This window comes from Serratia sp. AS12, assembly GCF_000214195.1.
Taxonomy (GTDB): Bacteria; Pseudomonadota; Gammaproteobacteria; order Enterobacterales; family Enterobacteriaceae; genus Serratia; species Serratia plymuthica.
The window spans coordinates 79,874-106,248 of sequence record NC_015566.1; the positions used below are offsets into that span (position 1 = coordinate 79,874).

23 protein-coding genes are annotated in these 26,375 nt (G+C 54.8%); 13 read left to right on the forward strand and 10 right to left on the reverse strand.

Translation table 11 applies throughout. The annotated features are described in order from the left end of the window. Positions 1-7: 7 nt before the first annotated feature. The 4 genes from SERAS12_RS00360 to SERAS12_RS00375 all read right to left on the reverse strand — a co-directional run bounded on the left by SERAS12_RS00360 (position 8) and on the right by SERAS12_RS00375 (position 5,119). Positions 8-2,107 carry a peptidase domain-containing ABC transporter gene (locus SERAS12_RS00360; RefSeq protein WP_013810989.1) on the reverse strand — a complete coding sequence of 700 codons (2,100 nt, stop codon included), beginning with the start codon at positions 2,105-2,107 and terminating at the stop codon, positions 8-10. Beyond that, positions 2,100-3,374 (reverse strand): HlyD family secretion protein, encoded by a 1,275-nt coding sequence (locus SERAS12_RS00365; RefSeq protein ID WP_013810990.1) that lies wholly within the window; start codon positions 3,372-3,374, stop codon positions 2,100-2,102. Before SERAS12_RS00365 ends, SERAS12_RS00360 begins: the two co-directional genes overlap by 8 nt. A 113-nt stretch (positions 3,375-3,487) precedes the next feature. After that, the gene (locus SERAS12_RS00370; RefSeq protein ID WP_013810991.1) at positions 3,488-3,979 is read right to left on the reverse strand and encodes a hypothetical protein; all 492 of its coding nucleotides are present in this window, start codon (positions 3,977-3,979) and stop codon (positions 3,488-3,490) included. Between the two features lie 813 nt (positions 3,980-4,792). Continuing rightward, entirely contained in the window at positions 4,793-5,119 is a 327-nt protein-coding gene (locus SERAS12_RS00375; protein ID WP_013810992.1) for a hypothetical protein, read from the reverse strand. 412 nt (positions 5,120-5,531) lie between these two features. Between SERAS12_RS00375 and SERAS12_RS00380 the strand changes: the two genes are divergently transcribed. Beyond that, complete coding sequence (locus SERAS12_RS00380) at positions 5,532-6,365, forward strand: nucleotidyltransferase domain-containing protein (RefSeq protein WP_239440971.1); 834 nt, start codon at positions 5,532-5,534, stop codon at positions 6,363-6,365. Between the two features lie 488 nt (positions 6,366-6,853). Continuing rightward, positions 6,854-7,585, forward strand: a complete 732-nt coding sequence (locus SERAS12_RS00385) for a LuxR family transcriptional regulator (protein ID WP_013810994.1) — start codon at positions 6,854-6,856, stop codon at positions 7,583-7,585. Positions 7,586-7,628: 43 nt separating this feature from the next. On the opposite strand, the gene SERAS12_RS00390 is transcribed toward SERAS12_RS00385, so the two are convergent. After that, positions 7,629-8,228, reverse strand: a complete 600-nt coding sequence (locus SERAS12_RS00390; RefSeq protein ID WP_013810995.1) for a histidine phosphatase family protein — start codon at positions 8,226-8,228, stop codon at positions 7,629-7,631. Positions 8,229-8,382: 154 nt separating this feature from the next. On the opposite strand from SERAS12_RS00390, the gene SERAS12_RS00395 reads away from it, so the two are divergent. Beyond that, complete coding sequence (locus SERAS12_RS00395) at positions 8,383-8,619, forward strand: DUF4282 domain-containing protein (RefSeq protein WP_004950762.1); 237 nt, start codon at positions 8,383-8,385, stop codon at positions 8,617-8,619. Positions 8,620-8,700: 81 nt separating this feature from the next. Here SERAS12_RS00395 and SERAS12_RS00400 read toward each other — a convergent pair whose 3' ends face one another. Then, on the reverse strand, positions 8,701-9,864 hold the full coding sequence (locus SERAS12_RS00400) for an MFS transporter (protein ID WP_013810997.1): 1,164 nt from the start codon (positions 9,862-9,864) through the stop codon (positions 8,701-8,703). A 115-nt stretch (positions 9,865-9,979) separates the two neighbouring features. Beyond that, positions 9,980-10,891 (reverse strand): LysR family transcriptional regulator, encoded by a 912-nt coding sequence (locus SERAS12_RS00405; RefSeq protein WP_013810998.1) that lies wholly within the window; start codon positions 10,889-10,891, stop codon positions 9,980-9,982. Between the two features lie 242 nt (positions 10,892-11,133). On the opposite strand from SERAS12_RS00405, the gene SERAS12_RS00410 reads away from it, so the two are divergent. Continuing rightward, the gene (locus SERAS12_RS00410) at positions 11,134-12,582 is read left to right on the forward strand and encodes a carboxylesterase (protein WP_013810999.1); all 1,449 of its coding nucleotides are present in this window, start codon (positions 11,134-11,136) and stop codon (positions 12,580-12,582) included. On the opposite strand, the gene SERAS12_RS00415 is transcribed toward SERAS12_RS00410, so the two are convergent. Both SERAS12_RS00415 and SERAS12_RS00420 read right to left on the reverse strand, forming a co-directional pair. Further along, on the reverse strand, positions 12,579-13,328 hold the full coding sequence (locus tag SERAS12_RS00415; protein ID WP_013811000.1) for an NAD(P)-dependent oxidoreductase: 750 nt from the start codon (positions 13,326-13,328) through the stop codon (positions 12,579-12,581). The genes SERAS12_RS00410 and SERAS12_RS00415 overlap by 4 nt on opposite strands. 92 nt (positions 13,329-13,420) lie before the next feature. Further along, on the reverse strand, positions 13,421-14,284 hold the full coding sequence (locus SERAS12_RS00420) for a LysR family transcriptional regulator (RefSeq protein WP_013811001.1): 864 nt from the start codon (positions 14,282-14,284) through the stop codon (positions 13,421-13,423). A 114-nt stretch (positions 14,285-14,398) separates the two neighbouring features. Between SERAS12_RS00420 and SERAS12_RS00425 the strand changes: the two genes are divergently transcribed. From SERAS12_RS00425 to SERAS12_RS00440, 4 genes are all read left to right on the forward strand, one after another. Continuing rightward, positions 14,399-15,157 carry an SDR family NAD(P)-dependent oxidoreductase gene (locus SERAS12_RS00425; RefSeq protein ID WP_013811002.1) on the forward strand — a complete coding sequence of 253 codons (759 nt, stop codon included), beginning with the start codon at positions 14,399-14,401 and terminating at the stop codon, positions 15,155-15,157. A gap of 263 nt (positions 15,158-15,420) precedes the next feature. Further along, positions 15,421-17,292 carry a PTS beta-glucoside transporter subunit IIABC gene (bglF, locus tag SERAS12_RS00430; RefSeq protein ID WP_013811003.1) on the forward strand — a complete coding sequence of 624 codons (1,872 nt, stop codon included), beginning with the start codon at positions 15,421-15,423 and terminating at the stop codon, positions 17,290-17,292. 14 nt (positions 17,293-17,306) lie between these two features. Continuing rightward, on the forward strand, positions 17,307-18,710 hold the full coding sequence (locus SERAS12_RS00435) for a glycoside hydrolase family 1 protein (RefSeq protein WP_013811004.1): 1,404 nt from the start codon (positions 17,307-17,309) through the stop codon (positions 18,708-18,710). A 128-nt stretch (positions 18,711-18,838) separates the two neighbouring features. Next, positions 18,839-20,233 (forward strand): carbohydrate porin, encoded by a 1,395-nt coding sequence (locus SERAS12_RS00440; protein WP_013811005.1) that lies wholly within the window; start codon positions 18,839-18,841, stop codon positions 20,231-20,233. Between the two features lie 3 nt (positions 20,234-20,236). Here SERAS12_RS00440 and SERAS12_RS00445 read toward each other — a convergent pair whose 3' ends face one another. Further along, complete coding sequence (locus tag SERAS12_RS00445; RefSeq protein ID WP_013811006.1) at positions 20,237-20,836, reverse strand: HD domain-containing protein; 600 nt, start codon at positions 20,834-20,836, stop codon at positions 20,237-20,239. Positions 20,837-20,947: 111 nt separating this feature from the next. On the opposite strand from SERAS12_RS00445, the gene SERAS12_RS00450 reads away from it, so the two are divergent. The 5 genes from SERAS12_RS00450 (at position 20,948) to uhpB (ending at position 26,296) form a co-directional block, all read left to right on the forward strand. Then, complete coding sequence (locus SERAS12_RS00450) at positions 20,948-21,412, forward strand: MarR family winged helix-turn-helix transcriptional regulator (RefSeq protein WP_013811007.1); 465 nt, start codon at positions 20,948-20,950, stop codon at positions 21,410-21,412. Between the two features lie 158 nt (positions 21,413-21,570). After that, complete coding sequence (locus SERAS12_RS00455; protein WP_004950797.1) at positions 21,571-21,996, forward strand: organic hydroperoxide resistance protein; 426 nt, start codon at positions 21,571-21,573, stop codon at positions 21,994-21,996. Positions 21,997-22,218: 222 nt separating this feature from the next. Continuing rightward, entirely contained in the window at positions 22,219-23,913 is a 1,695-nt protein-coding gene (eptB, locus tag SERAS12_RS00460) for a kdo(2)-lipid A phosphoethanolamine 7''-transferase (protein ID WP_013811008.1), read from the forward strand. A gap of 251 nt (positions 23,914-24,164) precedes the next feature. Further along, positions 24,165-24,755, forward strand: a complete 591-nt coding sequence (gene uhpA / locus SERAS12_RS00465) for a transcriptional regulator UhpA (RefSeq protein ID WP_006316823.1) — start codon at positions 24,165-24,167, stop codon at positions 24,753-24,755. Beyond that, on the forward strand, positions 24,755-26,296 hold the full coding sequence (gene uhpB, locus SERAS12_RS00470) for a signal transduction histidine-protein kinase/phosphatase UhpB (protein ID WP_013811009.1): 1,542 nt from the start codon (positions 24,755-24,757) through the stop codon (positions 26,294-26,296). Before uhpA ends, uhpB begins: the two co-directional genes overlap by 1 nt. The last annotated feature ends 79 nt before the right edge of the window (positions 26,297-26,375 follow it).

Sequence of the window (26,375 nt, forward strand, 5' to 3'; positions counted from 1 at the left end):
ACAGTAACTATTTAAGAGATATAACTCTGTCTGCTGATGAAATTGTGGTCTCTCTGTGAGCAATTATCACTCTCGTTATTTTTAGCTTTTTTATTGCTTTATTTACAAAACTTTCACTTTCATGATCCAATGAACTTGTAGCCTCATCCATGAAGAGGATGCCTGGCTTTCGGTAAAGAGCTCTAGCAATAAATATACGCTGTTTTTGTCCTCCAGACAAACCTTCACCCAATTCGCCGATCAAAGTTTCATAACCCATAGGCATTTTAATAATAACATCGTGAATGTAACTTGCCTTCGCGCATTCAATCATCCAGTCTTCATTTTCGCCCTCATCAAATCCACAAATATTCTCTCGTATCGAGCCAGAGAATAATTTGTCATCTTGCATTACGCAACCGATCATTTTATGATAATTATTAACACCAAGCTGCTGTATATCAGTACCGTCTACTATTACTTTACCTTCATCTGGTTCGAACAACCCGCACAATACTCTCATCAGGGTCGTTTTCCCTGCTCCAGAAGACCCTGTGATTGCTACACTTTCCCCGGGTAGAATATGGATAAAGAGATCACTGAAAACTGGTGAAGACTGGCTATCATAGCGATAACTTAAGTTATACGCTTCTAAAGAAACAGGGCGCATGGCAACATTTACGATAATATCCGGCTTTCTAGCTTCCTGTGAGTGTATTGCAATATCTGTAATACGTTCGTTATGTAGACTCATCATGCGTAATTGCAAAAGAAAGTTAGTCAGAGATGAGACTCTATCGGCAAACTGTTCTCTGAATACACCAAAAGCAATAAACATTCCTATAGTCATTTGGTTGTCAATTACAAGGCTTGCACCTAGCCATAATATTATTATCTGATCACAAGCCCCTATAAATGAGTTTATTCCCCCGAAAAGCAAGTCCATCTTAGTGACTTTTATCTCTGTATTGATGGTGTCAATCTCTAAATTTAGCCAGTGATTTGCTCTACGTTCGCTCATTCCTTGCATCTTAATCGTTGCGATCCCATATAGGGTTTCCATAAAATATGATCTTGTTCGAGCATCCCTGACTAGCGCTTCTTCCGACAACTGCCGATACGTGCCATATGTTAGTAGCCTAATGAGCACATAAGTTGCAGTAAATCCTAGTACAAACCAAGTTAACCAGCCCCCATATAGCACCATCATCACTATTACGCCGATCACCATGATACTATCCATTAGTGCCCCTACGATGCTGCTAGTAAACGTCTCACGTAATGTGTTTAGTGAGCCAAATCGGGACTGAATATCACCCAGTTTGCGCCTTTCAAAATAACTCAATGGCAGTCTCAGCAGGTGGTTGAATAACCCCGATTGCCACTGGACGTTGATGAGTGTCGCCATTATCAGAGAAGACCAGGAACGAAACATGCTTACTGCCGTTCGCAGTAGAATAAATAGCATGAGCCCAATACAGATAAGAGCGAGTAAACCGTGATCCCCAGCAGGGATCGCGTGATCCATCACCAGTTGCGTTCCTATAGGCATCATCAGGTTGATGGTTTCTATCATTAGTGACAGGAAAAAAATCTTGCCAAGCGTTCCCTTAAGGCCGTGTACACTGCCCACTAATGTGCTTAGACTGAGCCGATTACGCACAATGTGTGCCGTAAATGTGCTGCCTGGCCAGACTTCAAGCGCCACGCCGGTAAAGCTCTGCGAAAGTTCTGCCAGACTGACGGAACGATAACCCCGTGCGGGGTCATGCAGTATCGCGCGGTTGCGATTAACACTGATCAATACCACAAAATGGTTGAACTCCCAGTGCAATATGCATGGCATTTTAAGTGCGCCAAGCTCATCGATCTCCAGAGACAAGGGCCGGGTTGAGAGTCCTAACTGGTCGGCAATACTTGTCAGTCCGGACAACGTGGTACCACGTGCCGACAGATTGAATTGTTGACGCAGTGCAATCAGATCAATGTTCTTGCCATAGTGGCCACATATCATCGCCAAGCAAGCCAAACCGCACTCAGAAGACTCGGTTTGATGAACCAATGGGACACGGTTGCGTAGCCGCATATCCAGCTGGCTTAGCAACTTCTTAATAGAGGGCTTACTCATTGACTGGCCCCTCTGCGCTGTGTTTCATGTCGTAGAAAGGTGATAACATCCATTGATAAATCCTCCTTTTTTCCAGAAACAGGGTGCTCTGTGCTGTCATGCCGTTTTCTAGGCTCAGACGTTTACCATTGTAAGCAATAACCTGCTTCTCCGGTCTGACAATCACCTTGTAGTACGGCACGGCGGCGGTCAGCGCTGCTTTTGGCGCCCCTTGATAGGTCTGCATTTCCTGCGGCGAGGCAGGGGCTTTGGAAATGACGGACACAGTACCTGCGAACTGACCAAATTTCTCCGCCGGAAAGGCGTCATAACGTACATTGACCTTATCTCCGGTGGCAATATAGGGAATGGCATCGTTGGGCACCCAGAGCACTAGGGCATAGTGGTCGATCTTGTGCGGAATGATCTGTAGCAAGCTATCGCCAACGTTGACCATTTGCCCGACAGTGACGCTCAGTGAATCGACGCGACCGCCGGCTAGTGCACGCACAATGATTGCCCCGCCAGCATCGATGTTGAGCATCTCTTTTTGTAGGTCGTAACGTTGCAGCTCCATCTGGTAAATTTGATTGTCAAACTCAGCAGCCTGGGTATGAATCTGACTTTCTAATGCTGTTATTTGCAAGGAATTTTGCTCGTTCTGGCCGGAGAGGCCCAGCAGGTTGTTTTGTTGCTGGTAATACAGTGCGACCTTGTCTGAGAGTTGATCCTTGTTGATGAGGCCCCGGGTCTGATAGTACCGGTAGTTTTCCATATTTTCCTTCATGATACGGATTCCTTCCTGGGCACGTCGAAGTATGTCGGTGGAACGCTGTAAGGCAGCTGTATACTGCGCTCTTTGTTTTTCCAGCATGTCGAGAGTAGCTTTCTTGCTGCTTTCCAACCGGCTGATGATCTGCGTAATACGCTCTAGCTGATTATCGATATCTCGGCGCTGGTTGTCACTGACCACGCCACTGCGGGTGCTTTTGCTGACATCGATTTGGTAAATGGGATCTCCAGGTTTTATCTCCTGTCCTTCGGTGACGAATTGTTTGACTACCACGCCTTGAACTCCGGAATAGACATTGGCGGCGCGCGGATAGGTACTGATCTCACCAGTTACGTTGACCTGCCGGGTATAGGTGCCGGCAATAACGAAGCTGAGAAGCGCGATGATAAAAAACAGGCATAACCCCGCGGTGAACCAAAAGGGAACTCCGGGGAGAAGGAGGGCTCGACCGCGCCATTTCATTTTCTGATTTTCAATCGCTTCCTGGCGAAACAATGTGTACCTTCCTTGTTTATCAATCCAGTGTTATCGGAGGGAGAGGATAGCCTGCAGAGTGGCAGTGAAAAAACGACCTGTCAGTAGGACGACATAGCCTGTGGGCAAATAAGTCACACGTCATGGACTGCCAATATACGTATTTTTTCCGGTGTAAGGACCACTGTGGTGGCTCCATGCAAGTGGGCATCTTGCCATCCGCGCTCGTAATCATAAATAGCATCAATCCCTGCGTGGCGTAATAAGGTGATTTCATGATCGTCATGATACTCAGGATCAATTTTATTGAACCGGAAATAATCAGCGAATAGCGTATCGTAATGGGTCTGCACCGATATACAGACCGGTAAGACGTTGGTTAGCTGTTTCTGGATGGCGGGTTGCTGGTTGAGCGAAATATCGGCTTTCATTAGTACAGCGTCCGCTGCCAATTCGCATTCATAGACCCAGCACTGACTATAGTTGCCCACCTGCCTGGCATGATTGCGTGCCGCAGTAAAGTTATTGGCAAACCAGATAGCATGAATATTACCGGCTTCGCCAGTGCCGGGGTAATCAACACTGAAGGTATCGAAAGTGAATTTAGTGCCGTGAAACAGTTTCATGCGTCATGCTCCTGACTCAGGTTTCGGTATGATGCACTACTTTATGGGCTGGCGAGATTAACTCAAGAAATTCTTTACAATCGATGGTAAAGTGCTGTCGGGGCGTGGCGTAGTTCTTCGCTCTTTTAGTCAGAGGGATCGTCTCGGCGAGGCTCAGTACTACATGGTTACCCCTTTGCAGAGGCATTTCTGATAATGAGTAACGCAGGTAAGTGTGATTCCTGCCTGCGTTATCGCTTCGTGCCATAGTTTGTATGATCACGTAAAAATTTATGTATAGGATTATTGTTTTTATCGTTAATTTTATTGTTTATCAATCAGTTGAATGCATTTCATCACTCCTGTGATCTTCCGCCAAATCACTGTTTTCTGTACTTTCTTAAATTCAACAGAACCCCTCTCCGAGCGAATCGATTTTCGGTTATTTTTCCGGAAAATAACTGTTATCCGAGTAATGAGCTTCGATATGGATCTCTGGTGACTCTCTGCGGGCTATGTGGCAAAGCTAAAGCGACCATAAGCAATATCTTTGAAGACTCTGGTCTAGGCACCATCACCATCCTGATGCCGGGTCATCGTCATTGCGGAAGCAAAATGAAGGTGCCGGCCGGTATTGATGCGTTCGAACCGGCGGGCCATTAGGATAGTAGAGTGCTAATATTGCTTCTATAAAGCCTTTAAAACGCCAAAATATTAGCACTTTTAGTGTTGGGTTTAGGTAGGGTGCTCTGCATTTGGTCTGCAAAAAGACACCCGCGGTCGGTGTCTTTTTTGCAGGTTTCGCCATCAAATCAATAACGCATCGCGGGCAAACTACGACGGATAAACATGCTCTTCATGCATCTGCAACAGGTGGTTGTTCGCCTGCTCGCTAAGTTCTAACAGGGCAGGGAGCACATGTGCAGAGGCTTTGAGCCAGGCGATGATTTGCACCCTGCTGCTTGTTGAACTCTGTTCCCCGTTTTCCAGAGATTCTGCCAGATACAATAAGCCATGACATAACCCTTCTGCGGATTCCTGAGCCACGGCGCTGAGATCGCATAATTGGATATCGCTGAGTTTGCAAAATTGCAGGTCGGCAATGAGGTTGCGGAAGATAGAGATGGAGCTGTCGGTGGGTGTTTGATTCATTTCAGTCATGATGATGTTCCCTTGAAGGATGGTTATCACCACTGCCAAAGAGTTCCAAGCTTTGGTGGTGGCCCAGACAGGTTTGGAACTCCGGCCCTTCATTCACCGGCCAACCTTGCGGTTGTCCTGCCTGAGCCACCGAACTGAGTGTGCACGTAGGCGCTGAAAAAACACAAGTCTTTTCAGAGTTGAAGGGGGCGGGGTTCCAATCCCGGCTACGGATTTTGCCGCGGCAAGAAGACTCTATCCCGGCGATAACGTGCAGGAAACAGGCTGGATGGATTTACAGGGATTTGTTGTAGGGATTGGAATCGGGATCGCAAAGTGAGTAGCAATGCCGCTTAACAGAAGCTGAAGGAGAAAAGATATTGCCGGTTTGTTACTGTGGAAAACCGATACTAATAAGTAGCCGGAATACCTCTTGCCCCCACAAGTAAAATCCATAAAGTTAGTTATCAAATGCGATTCTTGTGATGATCAAATCACGCCCGCGGAGCAGCCAATGATATTGAACGGCGATATTTTTATTCCCACGGTGACCGGCTTTCAGCTACAGGATGCGTTCGCTCCCGTGCTGGCGGCTTTGACCACGGGGTTGCCACGTCAATTTTCTGAACTGATCCACAGCATTTATCTCTACGGCAGCGTTGCGCGGGGTGAAGCGACACCCGGTGTTTCCGATCTGGATATTACCCTGTTGTTGGCCCGCCCAGCAGCGGCGGTGGAGTTGCAGCATATCGAGCAGTGGCGGCAAAATTTTCAGCAACAGCACGCGATAGTCAGCAAGGTGGATTTTGATATCGGCACTGTTGATCAGGCGCTGAAACCGAGCAATCTCTTTAGCTGGGGCTATTGGCTGAAACACCATTGCCGATGTATTTGGGGGAGCGATCTCTCCTCCGCGTTTCCGCTTTTTCAGCCGGACCGCCGCATTCCGCAGGCGGTAAATGCCGATCTACGGGCTGTGCTTGAGCAATATTTCCAAAACATCGCCGACGAGCGGGTACCCGCAGAGCTACAGCGGCTTAAACGTGAGGCGGCCAGAAAGCTGATCAGGGCAACCAATATGCTGCGCGATCCAGATAGCCGGTTTTGGCCGATCGCGCTTAATGATTACGTTGAGCAATTTTTGGCTGTTTATCCTGATAAGGCGGCAGCGGTGGAATATCTGCTGGCGCATGCTGCCGGCACTGCTAACGACGCCGCATTTGCCGATAACGCGAGGGGATTTCTCGACTGGCTTGAGCGCCAATAATGGGGGCGGTGTCTGCCATGCGAGTTTAAAACAGTTACCCATGTGACCGGTTTGCACACGCGCTCGCCCCGATTTAACGTATTGTTCGCAAAACGTACAAAAACAGTTTGGTTCTACAAGAGTTTCAGACCTTCCTGCTGATTGTCTGATCAAAGACGTTATCGCTGGCAGTGCCTGGCGCAGGAGACAAGCTCACATGGACACTGGTCGGTTAACTACAGATTTGCTGTTTTGGCGAAGATGAGTTTGAAAGAATAGGTTAGCAGTGTTAAAGTAACGAACCCGGCCAGCAGTGACTTTTTGCATGCCCTGTCTGACCGAAAAATTTTCCCTGGTGTTGGCCACATTGGCTACCTGACCGTAAAGGTCAGGTTTTTTTTACCAGTACCGAACGGGTTTATTATATATCACGGGTCATAATATATAAGCTGTACTTAAGTTCAGGTTCTTTCATCTAAAGGGGAAAGCCAGAGCGCCACGGAGCCCGTATGTTTTCTACCCTCAATGAAAATCAAATCATAGCGGGAACGCTTCGGGAGCATATCGACAGGAAGTTATCATCACTCGGTAGCCCGGCATACGCCTACACGGTTGTCAGGAAGAATAATCCGTCAGATGTTCTCATTATTTCCAGTTACCCTGACGAATGGGTGAATCTCTACCGCACCAATCATTTCCAGCTCACTGACCCGGTGATACTGACTGCGTTCAAACGCACCTCGCCTTTTGCATGGGGCGAAAATACCACCCTGATGCCAGATAAAATATTTGCCCTCTCCAGGCGATACAACATCGTTAACGGCTTCACTTTTGTATTGCATGACCCTATGAACAACCTGGCGTTGCTGTCTGTCATCATCGGCAGCAACGGACAAGGGGCGCTGGAGAAGCGGCTCTCGTCCGATAGCGGCGCTCTGCAGATGTTACTGATCGATTTTAATGAACAGATGTATCGTCTCGCCGGGTCGGTCTCCTCCGGCATAAGAGAGCATCATGCGGGCGTGTGCAAACCCATTTTCACCCCACGGGAGAATGAGGTGTTGTATTGGTCCAGCATGGGGAAAACCTATGGAGAGATTGCTGCCATCGCGGGTATTTCCGTGAGAACGGTGAAGTTTCATATGGGTAATATTGTGGTGAAGCTGGGCGTCAGCAACGCCCGTCAGGCTATCCGATTGGGCGTTGAGTTGGGGCTTATTACACCGGTAGCGGCCGGGTGATAAGGAGGTCCATCGACTAAGCCCACTGAAGGCTGTTTTGGCTTTACCCTGCGGATGGGCAGGTCTCTGCCAATTGAACCAGCCCCTCACTTTCCTGCTTAAATGACACCGTATTCACTCCGCCGCTGTTATCCAACGTGACCACAAAAATGCTGTCGAAGTCGCTGCCCGGCCATTTGGGCACCTGATTGGCATCGCCACCGCGTGCGGCAACGATGTTTTTCACCGCCTTGTCGAGGTTCTTGTGTTCCCAGGCGATAAAGACGCGCGAGTTCTGGTATTTCTCGCTGAGCAGCGCTTGTTCAAGCCCGGCGATGTCGTCGGCATGGAACTGAATGTTGATGGGTAACTCTGCACGCACGGCGGTGGGCATAATGGTCGATAAAGCGCGCAGCGAACTGCCGCTTTTGTTCTCTTTCGGCCCGGCGGCAAAGATAAAGTCCGGCTTGCCGTAGCGGCCCAGCAGCACCTGCGGTAATGCCAGTGCGCGGTTCAACCCCTTACAAGTCAGTTGGCCGCTGTTGTTGGCGGGTTTCTCCCCGTGCCGGACGAAGATCAGCGTTTCCTGCGCTTGTGCGCTCTGGCTGCACAGCAGCAATGCCGCCAAACAGCCCAGTATGTTGTGGCCTAGCTTGTTGCGCATTTTTAGCCTTCACCTTCATGCAATGGTTCGTTGATTTTCTTGCGCTTTGCGTCGCATAACTCGTTATCATAACCGGTGTAACAAATAGGGCCGACCACCATACTGATGCGTCGCCTCTGGGATAATTAAATACTGACCTAAGGAAGGATTTACAATGAAAAATATTTTCTTTTTTGACGCGATGCTGACACCGAAAATCATCACCGCCGTTTACTGGCTTTGCCTGCTGGGCATTCTTGTTAGCGGGATTGGGGCGATGTTCTACGGGGAGTTCTTCCGTGGCCTGCTCGGGATTATTCTCGGCGGCGTGTTTACCCGCGTCTGTTTTGAAATGATCATCATTGCATTTAAAAATAACGAATATCTGCGCAAAATCGCCGAAAAACCGTAATTTAGCCATACTGTCAGGCGCCAGGGTAAGACCGATGATCAGGCGCCGGTCAAAAGGCGGGGTGCCAAGGCACCCCATCCGTCACGTTGGTATTTCGCTCTCTTCCCGCCCCCGTTTTTTTCGTAGCGCATAGACTGCGATCAGCAGACCGACGCCGGTGGTAATAGCACCTACCCAGTTAGGCGAGACGAAACCGTAACCCGCATCGATAGCTACACCACCCAACCAGACACCGCCGGATGCCCCAAGATTGAACGCCGAAATATTGGCGGCAGAGGCCAGGGTGGGAGCACCGCTGGCGGTTTCCATCACGTACATTTGCAGCGGCGGGATGGTGCCAAAACCTATGGCACCAAGCAAAAACACGCTGATAATGGCTAAGGGTTTGATGTGAAGGGTGTAGGTGAACAACACCAGGATCAGGGTCAGCAGGAACAGCAAAGTCAAAATGGTCGGCGCCAAAGCGCGGTCGGCGAATTTAGCCGCCACAATGTTGCCGATCACCAGGCCAACGCCATAGATTGACAGGATCCAGGCCAGATTTTCCGGCGCAAAACCGGCCACTTCGGTCATCATCGGGGATATATAGGCAAAAGAGGCCAATAATCCGCTAAAACCGACGGCGGTGACGATCAATGCCAGCCAGACCTGCGGGCGCTTGAAGACCGCAATCTCGTCCAGAATAGGGCTGCGTTCGGCCAGCTGTTTTGGCACCAGCGCGGCCAACCCGACAAAGCCAATCGCACCAAGCACGGCAATTGCCCAAAAGGCTGCGCGCCAGCCGAAGTGTTGGCCGAAGTAAGTCCCGAGGGGGACACCCACCACATTCGCCAGCGTCAGGCCGGTGAACATCAGCGCAATAGCACTGGCCTTTTTGTTGGGTGCGACCACGGTGGTGGCGACGACTGCACCGATGCCAAAAAAGGCGCCGTGACAGAATGCGGACAGCACGCGGCCCAACATCAGTTGTTCAAAGGTGGCGGCCTTGGCGGAGGCAAGGCTGCCGACAATAAATAACAAGATCAAAAACACCAGGGTATGTTTGCGGTTAAAGCGAGCCAGCAACAGGGTCAAGATGGGGGCGCTGATCACCACACCTAACGCATACCCGGAAGTCAGGTAACCGGCCTGCGGAATAGTAATGTGAAGGTCGCGGGCAATATCTTGCAGCAACCCGGTAGTGACGAATTCCGTTGTGCCAATAGCAAAAGCGCTAATCGCCAACGCCAGCAAGGCAAGCGGCATCTTTACTCCTGAAAGGGGAAATAGTGTGGAGATAATCATGCCGGGTCTTGGGAAATAGCACCATACAGGGGGTGGAATATCACTTGTGAAGTTCTGTCACAATGACAGCGAATAACTATTCCCCTTTATTTAGCTTATTCTGGCAAAACTCGATAAGAAAGTTGGCAAACATCGATATTCTTATCGGTACCGAGTTGCGGCCGGTACGAACGATTTGAATCGGGCTAATGGGTTCGTGCCACTGTGGTAATAGATTAATTAATTCACCGTTGGTGAGGTGTTTTTGTACGCTCCAGGATTCACGTAATGCAATGCCATGGCCTTGCAATGCCCAATGGAGTAACGTCATGCCATCATCGGCGCTCATGGCTTTTTTGACCGGCACGCGCCGCACTTCGCCATTTTCGGTATTTTCCAATGTCCAGAAGGCTGAATTGTAGCCCGGATAAGCGAATACCAGGCTGTTCAAGGCTGACAGATCCTGAACATGGGTTGGCGGGGATATTTTTGCCAGGTATGAGGGGGAGCAAACCAATACCCGGTGCTGCTCAAGCACCTTGCGCGCCACCAGTTGCGAGTCTGAAAGTTGGCCGGAGCGGATTGCCAGATCAATGCCCTCTGAATAGATATCCACTACCCGGTTGGCGCTATCCAGGTAGAAGCTAACCTCTGGATGTTGCTGCTTAAAACACTCAATGGCTTCGATCAGAAAATAATTATTGAAGGTGGTGGGGCTGCTGATGGCAATGTTACCGGAGAGGCTTTGTCTGCCTTGTTCAGCGATGCTATAGGCTTCATGGAGGTTGCTTAGCCCTCTTTTAACACATTCGTAAATCTGCAGCCCTTCATCGGTAACGCGAATGCGACGGGTGCTACGTTCAAATAACGTTGCGCCCAGCGAACTCTCAAGCCGCCTTATTTGTTTACTTACTGCCCCGGCGGTAACGTTTAATGAACGCGCCGCGCTTGAAAAATCACCGCTGTCAACCACGCGGACAAACGCTTCCAGGTCATCAAGATTTTTCATCCACTGTGTTCCTTTTTCGCGTAAGTGTTTTCCAAAATTCCGTTTTCAAAGCCGCTTTACGTTGACTGGAAATATAGCCTATCTCAGTTCTAATGAAATACCGGTTATTTTAGCTATCCGTACAGTGCCCATAAAATAACAACCCGCCATTAATCCTTTAAAAGGACGACAAGCGTGCGCTCCCTCTGAGCGCCTTTAGCACCTATAATCGCTGCTGGATAACCGTGAATTCAGGGGTGAGTATGCCGTCCAGGGCGATAATCAAAGGGATCAAACGGCTGACGATTGTGGTCGTCACCGTCGTATTCACGTTGCTTGCAGTGCGGGTTTACGACACCCAAAGCGGCCCTGCGCTGGAGCCGTGGCACACTTTTGTGCCGCACGAATTGTCTGCCGCCGAGCTGGATAAGGCTGACTGGCAAGCGTACCTGGTCGCCGAAAACCGGGTGTTCGATGAGGTGAAGGCCAACGTCACCGACAAGCTTTCCGCCAGCGAACGCATTCCGCTCAACCGCTATTTCGACGGCAGCCCTGTGTATCCGCCGCACTTTGCCCAGGACTGGAACCGCTCCTATGAGCTGTTGCCGCAGGGCGAACCACGTGGCGCGGTGGTGTTGCTGCATGGCCTGACCGATTCCCCTTACAGCCTGCGGCATATCGCCGAAAACTACCGGCAGCGCGGTTTTGTGGCAGTCGGCATTCGCCTGCCGGCGCACGGTACGGTACCGGGTGCGCTGACCGATATCGAATGGCGCGATTGGCTGGCGGCGATGCGGTTGGCGGTACGCGAGGCACGCAGTAAAGTCGGGGGCGACAAGCCGCTGCATATCGTGGGCTTTTCTAACGGCGGTGCGCTGGCGATGAAATATGCGCTGGATGCGCTGGAAGACCCGAAACTGGCGGCACCGCAGCGGCTGATTCTGATTTCGCCGATGATCGGCGTCACCAGCTTTGCCCGTTTCGCCGGCATCGCCGGTTGGCCGGCGGTGTTCCCGGCGTTTGCCAAAGCGGCGTGGCTTGGGGTGTTGCCGGAGTTTAATCCATTTAAATACAACTCGTTTCCGGTGAATGGCGCACGTCAGTCTTATCTGCTCAGCAATAACCTGCAACAGCAAATCGCCCGTGCAGCACGTGACGGCAAGCTGAGCACATTGCCGCCGGTGCTGACCTTCCAGTCGGTGATGGATTCCACCGTCAGCACCCGGGCGGTGATCCGCGCGTTATACAATGAACTGCCGGCGAACGGCAGCGAATTGGTGCTGTTTGACGTCAATCGTACAATCAACTTCGGGCCGCTGCTGCGGCCAAACGCGGCGGCTGCGGTTAGCCAGTTGTTGCCTGTACCCCCACGCCGTTACCAGACGACGGTAATAGCCAACGCCTCACCGGAAAGCAACGAGGCGATTGCCCGCATAACGCCGGCCGGGAAAACTACGGAAACCGTGCAACCGCTGGGGATGACTTACCCGGCGGATATTTATTCGCTGTCGCATGTGGCGCTGCCGTTCCCGGTGAGCGATTCGTTGTATGGGCGTTTCCCGACGCAGCGCGATGAGTTCGGCATTAGCCTGGGCACTATCGCTGCGCGCGGCGAACGGTCGGTGTTGGTGGTCGATCTTGATTCGCTGATGCGCATCGCTTCCAACCCGTTCTTCCCCTACCTGCTGCAGCGCATCGACAACAAGCTTTAGGCGAAGCCGAGGATGCTGAACGCATCGTCCTGCGGGTAGTAGCCGAGCAGGCGGCTGGTTTCTTCCAGCGACAGCCGCTTATAGCGGTTGTTGGAGACACCGTGCACCACCGCATGGTGCACGCCTTCAATGCGGATGCAGCGTTCCAGCAGATCGGCGGCGTCGCGGTGGCTGAGAAAAGCGCTCATGTCACGGGCGCTTAGCTGCTCGCCGGCTTCCAGCGTGGTGAAGTTGGCGATGCGTACCGACAGCGCGGAAAGCCCTTCCTGATGGGCAAAATAGGCGGCGATGCCTTCGCCGAACGCCTTGCTGACGCCGTACAGGTTTTTCGGTTTGGGGGCGTCTTCCGGGCGGATCTGGTAATCCAGCGGATAGCCTTCTACCGCCTGCGCGCTGCTGGCGAACACCACGCGTTTGCAGCCGGCGTCTTTCGCGGCGCGGAAAATATTGTAGGTGCCGAGGATATTGTTATCTTTCAACGAGTGGCAAAAATCGGCGTCGGGGGAGGGATCGGCGGCCAGGTGCAGCACGGTATCGATATTGGCGCAGGCCGCGCGGCAGGCGTCGAGATCGGCAATGTCGAAGCTGATCACTTCATCGCCGGGTTGCAGGCCGGTCAACAAGTTGATGTCTCTTTCCGCCAGCCGCAGTTGATAGCGATCGCCCACCGATTGACGGAATGCCGTGGCGACCCGGCCACCCGCGCCGGTAATCAAAATTCGTCCAAACTCAGTCCGCAATGTCATGATCTCAGCCGTCCCTAAAGTAAATTACGCGGCGATCAGTAATAATCCCCCGCGTGACTTTTGTCCAGCATTCAATTAGCAAGTCTGATGTTTTATGTTGCCAGCGGGCATTTTTTTCCGATGAGATCGCTCAGGAAAGTCATGACCGTGCGGATGGCGGTGGAACGCGCCAGATCGGGGTAAGTGACCAGCCATAACTCGCGCGTTGGCGGCGCTATCGGCGTCGGTAGCGCGACCAGTGCCGGGTCGTTATCGGCGACAAACGTCGGCAAAACTACCGCACCCAGCCCCGATCGTGCGGCTTCTTGCAAAGAGAACAGATCGCTGGCCTGAAACACCACCGGGCGGCCTTGCAACAGCTGCAGCAGCCACTGTTGGTGCGGCTGGTTGCTGTAATGATGGTCGTAGGCGATAAAGGCCCACGCCGCTTCCGGCAGGGCGGCGTGCTGCGGGGTAGCGTACAACCTGTAGCGCATCATGCCGATGCGTTGCACCAGCAAATCCGGCTGCTGTGGTCGCACCATGCGCACTGCCACTTCGGCATCGCCGCGATCCAGTTCGGCGATGGAGGCTTCACCGGAGAGCACCAGCGTAATATGCGGAAAAGCCTGGTGAAACTCGGCGATATGCGGGGCGATGACCCGTGCGGCGATCGACGGCGGCGCGCTGATGCGCACCTGGGCCTGCGGCGTTTCACCGGCGCTGCGGGCATGGCGGGCAATGGCGTGGCTTTGATTTTCGATCTCTGCCGCCAGCGTGGCCACCCTTTGGCCGTCCGGCGTCAGCGGCGTGCTGCGCGGCAACCGGAGGATCAGTCGCAGCCCGAGCGCCTTCTCCAGCGCCGCCACCCGCCGGCCGACCGTCGCGTGGTCACAACCCAATTCCCTTGCTGCCGCCGACAATGAACCGGTGCGTGCCAGCACCACAAAGTGTTTTAAATCCTGCCAATCGAACATCAGTGAATTCCTGCACAGTATTGCCGCAATTTTATGGAATATTCACACAGAGCGGGCTGTGATTCAATGCCGTTATCTCTTCAGCCAAACTGACTTGTTCAATTAGGATATCTTATGTATTTGCAGTTACAGGATCGTGTTGCGTTAGTCACCGGCGCCAGCGAAGGCATCGGCGCCGGTATGGTTCGGGTTCTGGCGGCGCAGGGGGTCACCGTGGTGGCGACCGCCCGCCGTGAGGAACGCTTGCTGGCTCTGGCCGACGAGGTTGAACGAAGCGGTGCCCCGCGGCCGTATGCGATCGCGGCGGACATCACCGACGCGGCGGCGCTCGACAGCATGCTGGCGCAGGCGGCACGCCTGGTCGGGACGATTGATATCCTGATTAATGCGGTCGGCGGCGCTCGTCCGACCGCGTTGAGCGAAGGTGATGCCGGTTGGGAAGAGGCGTTCGCCCTGAACTTTACGCCGGCCCGCCGGGTGACCCACGCGCTGTTGCCCGGCATGCAGGCGCAAGGCTGGGGGCGAATCATCAACATCAGCGGCTCGATGGAACCGCGCAGCCTGAATGCCGCTACCGCCGCCAAGGGCGCGCTGCACCTGTGGGCCAAGGGGCTGGCAAGCGAGCTGGCGGCGCAGGGCATTACCGTCAATACGCTGCAACCTGGGCGGATTAACAGCGAGCAGGTGCGCGAAAAACTGCACCCGACCGAGGCCGCGCGCCAGGCGTTCATCAAGCAGAATATCCCGATCGGCTACTTTGGCGAGCCGGAGGACATGGCTTATCTGGCGGCGTTTCTTTGTTCCCCGCTGGCGCGCTATATCACTGGCGCAGTGATCCCGGTAGACGGTGGCATGCACTATTTTGCCCACTGAAGCCGTTTTGCATGCCGGATCACAGTTCCACTCTTTGCCGCCGGAAAGCCTTGCCGTGGTGAAAAACGGAGTGTTAACGTCATAGCTCAGCCGATTTAGGGTTGTCACTGCTCCGGCAGGCAAAACCTAAACCTCATGCTTCTGTTCCCCTTTTTTCGGGTGCAGGTCCATGAGGTTTAGGTTTTTTTTTGCGCTGAATTCCGTCACGGCGATAGGCCATCGCTGCGCTGGAACGGCAGAACACAGATTGTAAGGATAACACTATGAAATATGACACATTAGCCAGTGAGATTTTGGCCGGCGTCGGTGGCCGCGACAACGTGAAAAGCCTGGTGCATTGCGCCACTCGCTTGCGCTTTAAGCTGCGTGACCGCCAGCGTGCCGATGCCGCGGTGCTGAAAGAAAATCCCGGCGTCATCATGGTGGTGGAGAGCGGCGGGCAGTTCCAGGTGGTGGTGGGTAACCACGTGGCGGAAGTCTATAACGCGGTCAATCAGGCCGCCGGTCTGGGCGATGGCGCGGCGGCGGATGACGCGGGCGATGGCAAGAAGGAAAACCTGTTCAGCCGCTTTATCGATGTGGTGTCAGGCATTTTTACCCCGCTGCTGGGGGTGATGGCCGCTTCGGGGATCCTGAAAGGTTTTCTGGCGCTGAGCCTGGCCTGCAACTGGCTGTCAGGGGACGGCGGCACCTATAAAATGTTGTTTGCCGCCAGTGACTCGCTGTTCTACTTTCTGCCGATCATGCTGGGCTATACCGCCGGGAAAAAGTTCGGCGGCAATCCGTTCATCACTATGGCGATCGGCGGTGCGCTGACCCACCCGCTGATGATGGCGGCGTTCGAGGCCGCGCAGCAGCCCGGTGCGGTGCGTGAGTATTTCCTCGGCATCCCGATGACCTTCATCAATTACAGCTCGTCGGTGATCCCGATTATTTTCGCCGCCTGGGTTTCATGCCGGTTGGAGCCGTTGTTTAACCGGGTGATCCACAGCGCGCTGCGCAACTTCATTACGCCGCTGTTGTGCCTGGCGATCACCGTGCCGCTGACCTTTTTGCTGATCGGCCCGGCGGCAACCTGGCTCAGCCACCTGCTGGCCAACGGTTATCAAAGTATCTATGCCTTTAACCCGATCGTTGCCGGTGCCTTTATGGGGGCGATGTGGCAGGTGTGCGTGATCTTCGGCCTGCATTGGGGTCTGGTGCCGTTGATGATCAATAACCTGAGCGTGCTCGGCCGCGACACCATGGTGCCGCTGCTGTTACCGGCGGTGATGGGTCAAGTGGGCGCCACGCTGGGCGTGATGCTGCGTACCCGCGACGCCAAATTGCGGGCGCTGGCTGGGTCCGCCATCGGCGCCGGGGTGTTTGGCATTACCGAGCCGGCGGTCTACGGCGTGACCTTGCCGAACAAACGGCCCTTTATCTTTGGCTGTATCGGCGGTGCGCTCGGCGGCGCGGTAATCGGCTATTTCCATACCGCCACTTACTCTTTCGGCCTGGTGAGCGTTTTCACCTTTGCGCAGATTATTCCCGCCGGCGGCTTCGATGCCACGGTGTGGGGGGCGATTGGCGGCACCCTGTTGTCGTTCTGTTTCGCTGCGGTGGCCAGTTATCTGTTCGGTGTGGTGCCGGCGGAGGTGGCTGCACCACAGGAGCCGAAACCCGTCACACCGCTGAATCACAAGGAGGTTATCGCCAGCCCAATCGCCGGTGAGGTGATGCCGTTGGCACAGGTCAACGACGCCACTTTCGCCAGCGGGTTGCTGGGCAAGGGCGTGGCGATCGTCCCGTTGCAAGGGCGGGTAGTGGCGCCGGTGGCGGGGTGCGTGGCGTCATTGTTTAAAACCAAACACGCGATTGGCATTGAGTCGGACGACGGAGCGGAAATTCTCATCCACGTCGGCATCGATACCGTCAAGCTCGACGGGCTGCATTTCACTGCCCACGTGCAAGAAGGGGATCGGGTCAAGCCGGGCGATCTGCTGATTGAATTTGACCAGGCGGCGATCCACGCCGCCGGCTTTGATACCACCACGCCGATCATCGTCAGTAACAGCGATGACTACGTCGACGTGTTGGCCAGCGGCCAGGGCAGGGTGCAGGAACAGGCGCCGCTGCTGACTTTATTACGTTAACCAAGGAGAAAGCGATGAGCAGCAAATTTCCAGACCATTTTCTGTGGGGCGGCGCGGTTGCGGCAAATCAGGTGGAAGGGGCTTACCAGACCGACGGTAAAGGGTTGTCGACTTCCGATCTGCAACCGCAGGGTATTTTCGGTGCGGTGACGCCACGGGTTGACGGCGACAGCGGCATCAAGGACGTGGCGATCGACTTCTACCATCGTTATCCGCAAGACATCGCATTGTTCGCGGAAATGGGCTTCAAGTGCCTGCGCACCTCTATTGCCTGGACGCGTATTTTCCCGCAGGGCGATGAGGAAACCCCCAACGAGGCCGGGTTGGCGTTTTACGATCGGCTGTTCGATGAGATGGCCAGGTACGGCATTCAGCCGCTGATTACTTTGTCGCACTATGAGATGCCGTACGGGCTGGCGAAAAAGTATGGCGGTTGGGGCAATCGCAAGACCATCGGCTTCTTTGAGCGCTATGCGCGTACTGTGTTTGAACGTTATAAGCACAAGGTGAAGCACTGGCTGACCTTCAATGAGATCAATATGTCGCTGCACGCGCCCTTTACCGGCGTCGGCCTGCCGGAGGGCAGCAGCAAGAGCGAGATTTACCAGGCGATTCACCATCAGCTGGTGGCCAGCGCCAAGGCGGTGAAGGCCTGCCATGAAATTGTGCCGGAAGGCAAAATCGGCAACATGCTGTTGGGCGGTATTTTGTATCCGCTGAGCTGCCGGCCGGAGGACCTGCTGGAAACCCAGCGGCAGAACCGCGATTGGCTGTTCTTTGGCGACGTGCAGGCACGCGGCGGTTATCCGGCCTATATGAAGCGCTATTTCCGTGAAAACGGCATTCAGGTCGAGATTACCGCCGAGGATCAACAGTCGCTGCGCGAGACTATCGATTTTATCTCGTTCAGCTACTACATGAGCGGCTGCGTCACCACCGATGAGACGCAAAACGAGACCGCCCGCGCCAACATTCTCAACATGGTGCCGAACCCGCATCTGGCCAGTTCGGAATGGGGCTGGCAAATCGACCCGGTCGGGCTGCGCTACCTGCTCAACGTGCTGTATGACCGTTATCAGAAACCGCTGTTTATCGTGGAGAACGGGCTGGGTGCCAAGGACCGCATTGAAGCCGACGGCAGCATCAACGACGACTATCGCATCAACTACCTCAACGATCATCTGGTGCAGGTGGCGGAAGCGATTGACGACGGTGTGGAGGTGATGGGTTACACCAGTTGGGGGCCAATCGATCTGGTCAGCGCCTCTAAAGCCGAGATGTCCAAGCGCTACGGCTTTATTTATGTCGATCGCGACGATGAAGGCAACGGCAGCCTGGAGCGTCGCCGCAAAAAGAGTTTCTACTGGTATCGCGATGTGATCCAGAGCAACGGTAACAGCCTGAAAGACCAAGGCTAAATCTGAATACCCGCCCGGCGGCAATCGTCGGGCAATCACCTTTATTCACTGCTGCCAATTATGGGGAATTCTCGCCCAGGGAATGCTGTTGCCCGCAGTCAGCGTTTTATATGCGGAGAAATATAATAATGAAATATCCATTACCTCACACCGGGACACTCGCGGCACTGCTGCTGTTTTGCAGTAGCGTGCAGGCGGAAACGCTGCAAACCGGCAAAGACGTCGAAGCGCCAACCGCCAAATGGGATGGCGTGGCGCTCGGTTTCGAACCGCCTTCGCCAGGGTTGCTGGGCGATATGCTGGGGATCAGACCGATCCTCGAAGATCAGGGTTTTCACTATAACCTCGGCTATCTCAGCCAGCTGTCGTATAACGCCGGCGGCGGGTATAACCAGGATAAGCAGGCTTCGTATATCGATCAGTTCTCGTTGACCTTCAGTCAGGATTTGCAGGCGCTGACCGGCATCCCGGACGCGGCCATTGAGGGCAATATCGTTAACCGCAACCACGACAATAACCTGACGCGCGATCGTTTGCAGGATCCGCGCGCCAATCCGACTGATCTGTCGCAGGAAAGTTATGGCGGCCAGTCGATCACCCGGCTGGGCTGGCTGACCTTCAGCCGCAGTTTTCTCGATCGCCGGCTGCAGTGGCGCGTCGGCATGATGAACAAGGTGCAGGATTTCGATCAGATCATTCCCTGCGATTTCCAGACGCTGGCGCTGTGCGGCGGCAAGTCCGCCAACTCGCTGACCTGGTATAACTGGAACGTGCACTACTGGGGTACCACCCTGCAGTACAAACTGACCGACGGGCTGACGTTCAAAACCGGCGTGATGGAGCAGAACCCGAACGCCACGAGCCGCGGCCATGCCTGGAGCACCACCACCAAGGGCAGCAAGGGCTTTTTACTGCCGATGGAACTGGAGCTGAAAACCAATGCGGTCAATCAGTTGCCGGGGGTGTACAACATTGGTGTCCTGTTCACCAACGCCAGGCAGCAGGATCTGTATGAAGGGGTTTCCGGTGGCGCGGGCGCGACCGATCCGAACGGGTATCGTAGCCACAACCGCACCTGGTTCCTGTACAGCGGTTTTAACCAGCAGGTGACGCGCCACCGTGATGACGCCAGCCGGGGGTTGAGCCTGTTCTACAGCCTGGGGCTGGCGGATCAGCGCACCAACTATATGCACTATTCCACCTCGACCGGCATTCGCTACCACGGCTTGTTCGACGCGCGGCCGGACGACTGGCTGGGGCTGGGGGTGTCTATGGTCAAGCTGAGCGATCATTACCGGGATAATCAACGTTATATGAATCAAATCAACAACGTTACCGATTATCAGGATCCCAACTATCGCCCGGTGCCGGGGCATTCGGTGACGGCGGAGCTGTTCTATCGCTTCAACGTCACCCCTTGGTTACAGTTGCAGCCGGGTCTGCAATATTGGCATCACCCGGCGGGCGTCAGCGAAACGCAAGACGCCTGGGTGACGGCGTTGAAAACGGTGGTCACGTTCTGACGGCTACGCTGCATCGCTTTCCCGGTAACGCTGGCGCGCATGTTCGAACCAGCTTGCCGGGACGTTATGCGGCGGCAACTGGAGCCTGGTCAGCCCTTGTTCGACGATATGGCTGGCCTGTCGCCACAGTGTCGGGTCGCCTTCGGTCAGCACTTCCAGCAGCCGCTGTTTTTCAATCAGATAGGTTCGGGCAAAGTGGCTGTCGTATTCCAGCAGCGAACGGGTGTTGTCGATCAGGTCCGCCAGTTTGATGGTTTTAGCCTGCGGCGAGGCGCCGGCGCTGTGCCGCCGATCGCGGTTTTTGCGTTCAAAGCGGTTGCCACCACCGGCGCCGCTGACGTTGGTCAGCATGCCCACCAGTTCAGCGACCTGCGGCCCAAAATGGCTTGCGATATCCCCGAGGGTGGTCGGCGTGTCTTCCACCGTGTCATGCAGCCAGGCGGCGGCCAGCATCGCTTCGCTGTGCGGTACGCTGCTGACGATCTCCATCACCGCCTGCGGGTGAACAATGTAGGGGTCATTGGTGTATTTGCGGCGTTGATCGATCGCCGCATGCGCTTTGGTGGCGTAGCGGCGCGCACGTTCTACCAGTGTGGTTGTCATATCCTTTCCCTCAGCACAGCACCCTGCTGTGGCATCCCCTGCATTAAAAAATGTAGCACATCGCGTAAAAAATAGTTTGCGATTACATCGTGCGCTATCTATATTGACCACATGAAAACCAAAGACACCGAACAACCCACTGCGAAAAACCTGCTGCTGCTCGACCAGCAGATGTGCTTTGCCCTGTACTCCGCCAACCTGGCGTTGAACAAGGTGTACCGTAAACTGCTGAGCCAACTCGAACTCACCTATCCGCAATATCTGGTGATGTTGGTGCTGTGGGAGCGAGATGAAATCAGGGTAACGGACATCGGTGAACGGCTGTTTCTCGATTCCGCCACTCTGACGCCGCTGCTGAAGCGGCTCGAGACCGCCGGTTTGCTGGTGCGTTACCGCGCCACGACCGATGAGCGACAGGTGATCATCGCCTTAACCGATAACGGCCGCGCGCTGCGTGAAAAAGCGCAGGCGGTGCCGGAAGCGGTGATGTGCGCCACCGATTGCAGCCTCGACGAAATAGTGAATATCAAGCAGCAGCTGGAGAAGCTGCGCGGCAAGCTGATCGACCAGATTTGATGGCCAGTGCCAGAAGCACGATCGCCGATCGTGCACTACACTGAGTTAAGCGCGCAATATAAGTAGTGTACGATTTAATCGTGAAAGATATAGCAGTGACGGAGTTCAGCCAACTGAATCCGATGTCATACCTCCAACCCGGAAATAAGGAACGATTTATGTCCATTGAAAAAGTTGTTTACCGCGCTCATGCAACAGCCACCGGTGGCCGCGATGGCCGTGCGACCTCATCCGATGGCGTGCTGGATGTGAAACTGGGCGTGCCGAAAGAAATGGGCGGCGCGGGCGGTGAAGTCACCAACCCGGAACAGCTGTTTGCCGCCGGTTACTCGGCCTGCTTCCTTGGCGCGCTGAAGTTTGTCGCGGCGAAAGAAAAAGTGAAGATCCCGGCTGAGGCCAAAATCGACGGTACTGTCGGTATCGGTGAAATCCCCAACGGGTTCGGCATCGAAGTGCAACTGGATATCACCCTGCCGGGCATTGAACGCAGCGTAGCCGAAGACCTGGTGAAAAAAGCCCATGTGGTGTGCCCATACTCCAACGCCACCCGCGGCAATATTGATGTAACTCTTAACGTTAAATAACGTTTTTGCCGACACCACGGAAAAAATGGAGAGGAAACTCTCCATTTCCCTTCTGCCCCGCATTTATCGTCATCACAAAAAACGGCAAAAAATGCCTGTTTTTTGAGAATTCACTTGATTATTACCCCCAAAATAGCGCTTATTGCCGATCGGCTGAACCTGCAGCCGCATCCAATGTCTGACTGATTCAGAACTGTTAAAGCTCCGGAGCCACCGCGTTACATGAACAAAGTTAAATCGCTATCACAGCAGAATTTATCGTTATTGTTAGCGATTTATATCGGCATCTTTTTGAACCTTTCCGTTTTTTATCGTCGTTTTGATTCGTTTTCGCACGGCATTCAGGGCATTAAGGTTATCTCTGCGGTCACTGAAGTTATCGCTATCGTTCTGTTCACCTTCTTCATTATGCGGCTGGTATCGCTGGGCGGCCGGCTGTTTTACCGCATTATCGCTTCGCTATTGGTGCTGATTTCCGTTGCCGCCAGCTATTACATGACGTTCTTCAACGTGGTGATTGGCTATGGCATCGTCGTCTCGGTGATGACCACGGATATCGACCTGTCGAAAGAAGTGGTCGGGATGCATTTCGTCCTGTGGATGGTGGTGCTCAGCGCATTGCCGCTGCTGTGCATCTGGAAAAACAACCTGCGCTACACGCTGATCGAACAGCTGAAAACCCCCGGACACCGGGTGAAACCACTGATGGTGCTGGTGGCGGTGGTGGCGTTGGTCTGGTTGCCGCTGCGCATGCTGGACAAAGAGCAAAGCGCACAGGAAAAAATCACTAACGTCGATCTGCCCAGCTACGGCGGCGTGGTGGCGCATTCCTACCTGCCATCCAACTGGATCTCGGCGCTGGGGCTGTTTGCCTATACCCGCTACGACGAAAGCCTGGATCAGGCCAACTTGTTCGATCCGGCCAAGAATTTTACCTATGTACCGCCGGCGGATATCGATGACACCTACGTGGTGTTCATCATTGGTGAGACCACGCGTTGGGATCACATGGGCATTCTCGGCTATGACCGTGATACCACGCCAAGGCTGTCGCAGGAGAAAAACCTGGTGGCGTTCCGCGGTGAATCCTGCGATACCGCCACCAAGCTGTCGCTGCGTTGCATGTTCGTGCGCGAAGGCGGCACGTCGGACAACCCGCAGCGCACGCTGAAAGAACAAAACGTGTTTGCAGTGCTGAAAAACCTGGGCTTCACCTCAGAGCTGTTCGCCATGCAGAGCGAGGTCTGGTTCTACAACAATACCGAAGTGGACAACTATTCGTTCCGCGAGATGATTGCCTCCGAGAAACGCAACGACGGCAAATCGGTCGACGACATGCTGCTGGTGGACGAAATGAAAGAATCGCTGTCGCGTTACCCGAAAGGCAAGCATATGGTGATCTTGCACACCAAAGGCTCGCATTATCTCTATTCGCAGCGTTATCCGCGCAGCTACGCGCGCTATCAGCCGGAATGTATCGGCGTTGACGACTTCTGCTCCAAAGATCAGCTGGTTAACGCCTTCGATAACTCGGTGCTGTATACCGACAGCTTTATCGCCAATGTGATCGACCAGGTGCGCGAGAAGAAGGCGATTGTGTTCTATTCGTCCGATCACGGCGAGTCGATAGGCGAGAATTCACACCTGCACGGCACGCCGCGCGAAATGGCGCCGCCGGAGCAATTCCGCGTGCCGATGATGGTATGGGCCTCCGACAAGTTCCTGGAAGACCCGCAGCATCGCAGCGCGTTTGAGCAACTGCAGGCGCAGCAGCGTATCGGCAAGACCCACCGTCACGTCGAGCTGTTTGATACCATTCTCGGTTGCCTCGGTTACACCTCGCCGGATGGCGGCATCGTGGATAAAAACAACTGGTGCAACATCCCGCAGGAAAAAGCGGCGGCGACCCCGCTGTAATTCCCCATGCCGGGCGCGGCTGCGCCCGGCGTTAATATCCCCGTCATACTTGAAGCTGCATCTGTGTTGGCTGTGCCTGTGCACCTCAGTCACTTAGTTTACTAAGCTCCTGGGGATGAACAGTCTTGCCGCCTTGATGCAACGCCAATTATTTTGGGGATACATTCTCTTCAATACATTTCCTTCATCAATTCATCCGGCTCAGGCTTGCGGTATACTTGCGCACTTTCCCCCTCGGACCGGAGATTTCCATGACCCTGCGCGTGGCGTTTATTGACGATCATGACATTGTGCGATCGGGCTTTGTACAACTGCTGTCGCTGGAGGCGGATATTCAGGTGGTCGGGGAGTTCAGCAGCGCGGCTCAGGCGCGCGCCGGCTTGCCGGGCCTGGAGGCGGAAATCTGCATCTGCGACATTTCGATGCCGGACGGCAGCGGGCTGGATTTGCTGGCGGACATTCCCTCCGGGATCCGGGTAGTGATGTTGTCGATGCATGACAATCCGGCGCTGGTGGAGCTGGCATTGGAGCGCGGCGCCTGCGGTTTTTTGTCCAAGCGCTGCAAGCCGGAAGATTTGATCACCGCAGTGCGCACCGTCGCCAGCGGTGGCGTGTACCTGATGCCGGAAATCGCCCAACAGCTGGCGCGGGTGAAGGTCGATCCGCTCACCCGCCGCGAACGCGAAATCGCGCTGCTGCTGGCGCAAGGGCAGGAAGTGCGGGAGATCGCCGTTGCACTGGGGCTGTCGCCGAAAACGGTGCACGTGCATCGCGCCAATTTGTTCGCCAAGCTGGGCATCAATAACAACGTCGAACTGGCCAAGCGGATGCTGAACCTGTGATGCAACGCCTGATCACCCAGTTGGCGCTGTTCTTTATCTACGCTACCAGCGCCTTTTGCCTGTGGGGCATAGGTACGGCGCTGATCGACCCGCCGTGGCAGGCGCTGTTGCTGTTCCCGTTCGGTCTGCGGATGGGCATTTTGCTGCAAAGCCCCTACCGTTTCTGGCCAGGGATTTTGCTGGCCGATCTGCTGCTGATGGTGTTGCTGGCGGATCAGTTCGGCTATGGCCCGGCGCTGTGGGCTTCGGTCGTCGTGCTGGCGCTGACGGTGCTGCTCAGCCTGCTGGCTTCCCCCTGGTTGTTGCGCCATCAGCAAAGCGACAGTGAATGGCAATGGCCGCTGCTGCAGGGCGCGGTAGTAGCGGCGGCGGCCCTGTTGCAGGCTATGGTGTGGCAGCTGGTGAACGGCGAGGGCGCGCGTGCGCTGCTGCTTGGCCTGGCGGGCGGTTTCACCATTGCGCCGACCTGCCTGTTGCTGTGGCACTATCTGGCGCGGCAAATCTGGGTGCCGCTTGAACCGGGCCTGATCCATAAACCGGTGACGCTGCGTCTGCGTCATCTGGCCAGCTATCTGCTGCTGTTTGCGCTCAGTATCTGGTTGCAGCAGCAGGTGAACGCCGCCGAGCTGCGCCGCTTCGCGCCGTTCTGCCTGGCTATTCCGATTGTCTTTATGTCCTACCGTTATGGCTGGCAGGGTGCGCTGTTGGCGACGCTGCTCAACGGCGTGGTGTTGGTGGCCAACGAGCCGCCACAGCCTGAATCACACCGCGATCTGCTGCTGTCGCTGCTGGCCCAGAGCCTGACCGGCCTGTTGCTCGGTGCGGGCATCCAACGCCAGCGCGAACTGAACCAGCAACTGCGATTGCGGCTGACGGAAAACCGTCAACTGGCGCGTGCGCTGGTCACCGCAGAGGAACAGACCCGGCGTGAGGTGGCGCGGGAGCTGCATGACGAGGTCGGCCAGACCATCACCGTCATCCGCACTCAGGCCAGCATCGTTAAACGTCTGGCGCCGCAGCCGCAGGTGATTGGCTGCGCCGAAGTCATAGATACGCTGGCGCTGCGGGTCTATGACGGCGTGCATGACGTGCTGACCCAGCTGTGGCCGGCGGCGTTGAATAACCTGCCGCTGTCGGCGGCGGTGGCGGCGATGCTGCGTGAATCATTGCCGCAGGATGCCTCGCTGGTGAGCGTGATGCAGTGGCAGGTGCCGGATGAGTTGCTGGACGAGACGCTGAAGATCACGCTGTATCGGGTGTGCCAGGAGGGAGTGACCAACGTCTGCCGCCACGCGGCCGCCAGCCGGATTGAGCTGGATGCGCGTCTTAGTCGTCGTAAAGGGCGGCCGCCGCAAATCCTGCTGACCATTCGCGATAACGGCGTGGGTATCGATCTGGCCAGCCACGAGCCGGGCTACGGTCTGCGTGGTATGCAGGAGCGTATCAGCGCGCTGGGTGGCCGGCTGCGGCTGACGTCAGAGCAGGGCACCTGTTTGAATGTGATCTTACCCACAGTTTCACTGACAGAGGGGCAAAACTAGGAAATACTCCTAGCCGCGTCGGGAATCCGGCGTAAGCCATTCGCGCACGCGCGCAGCATGATAGCGGCACTTTCCCCCT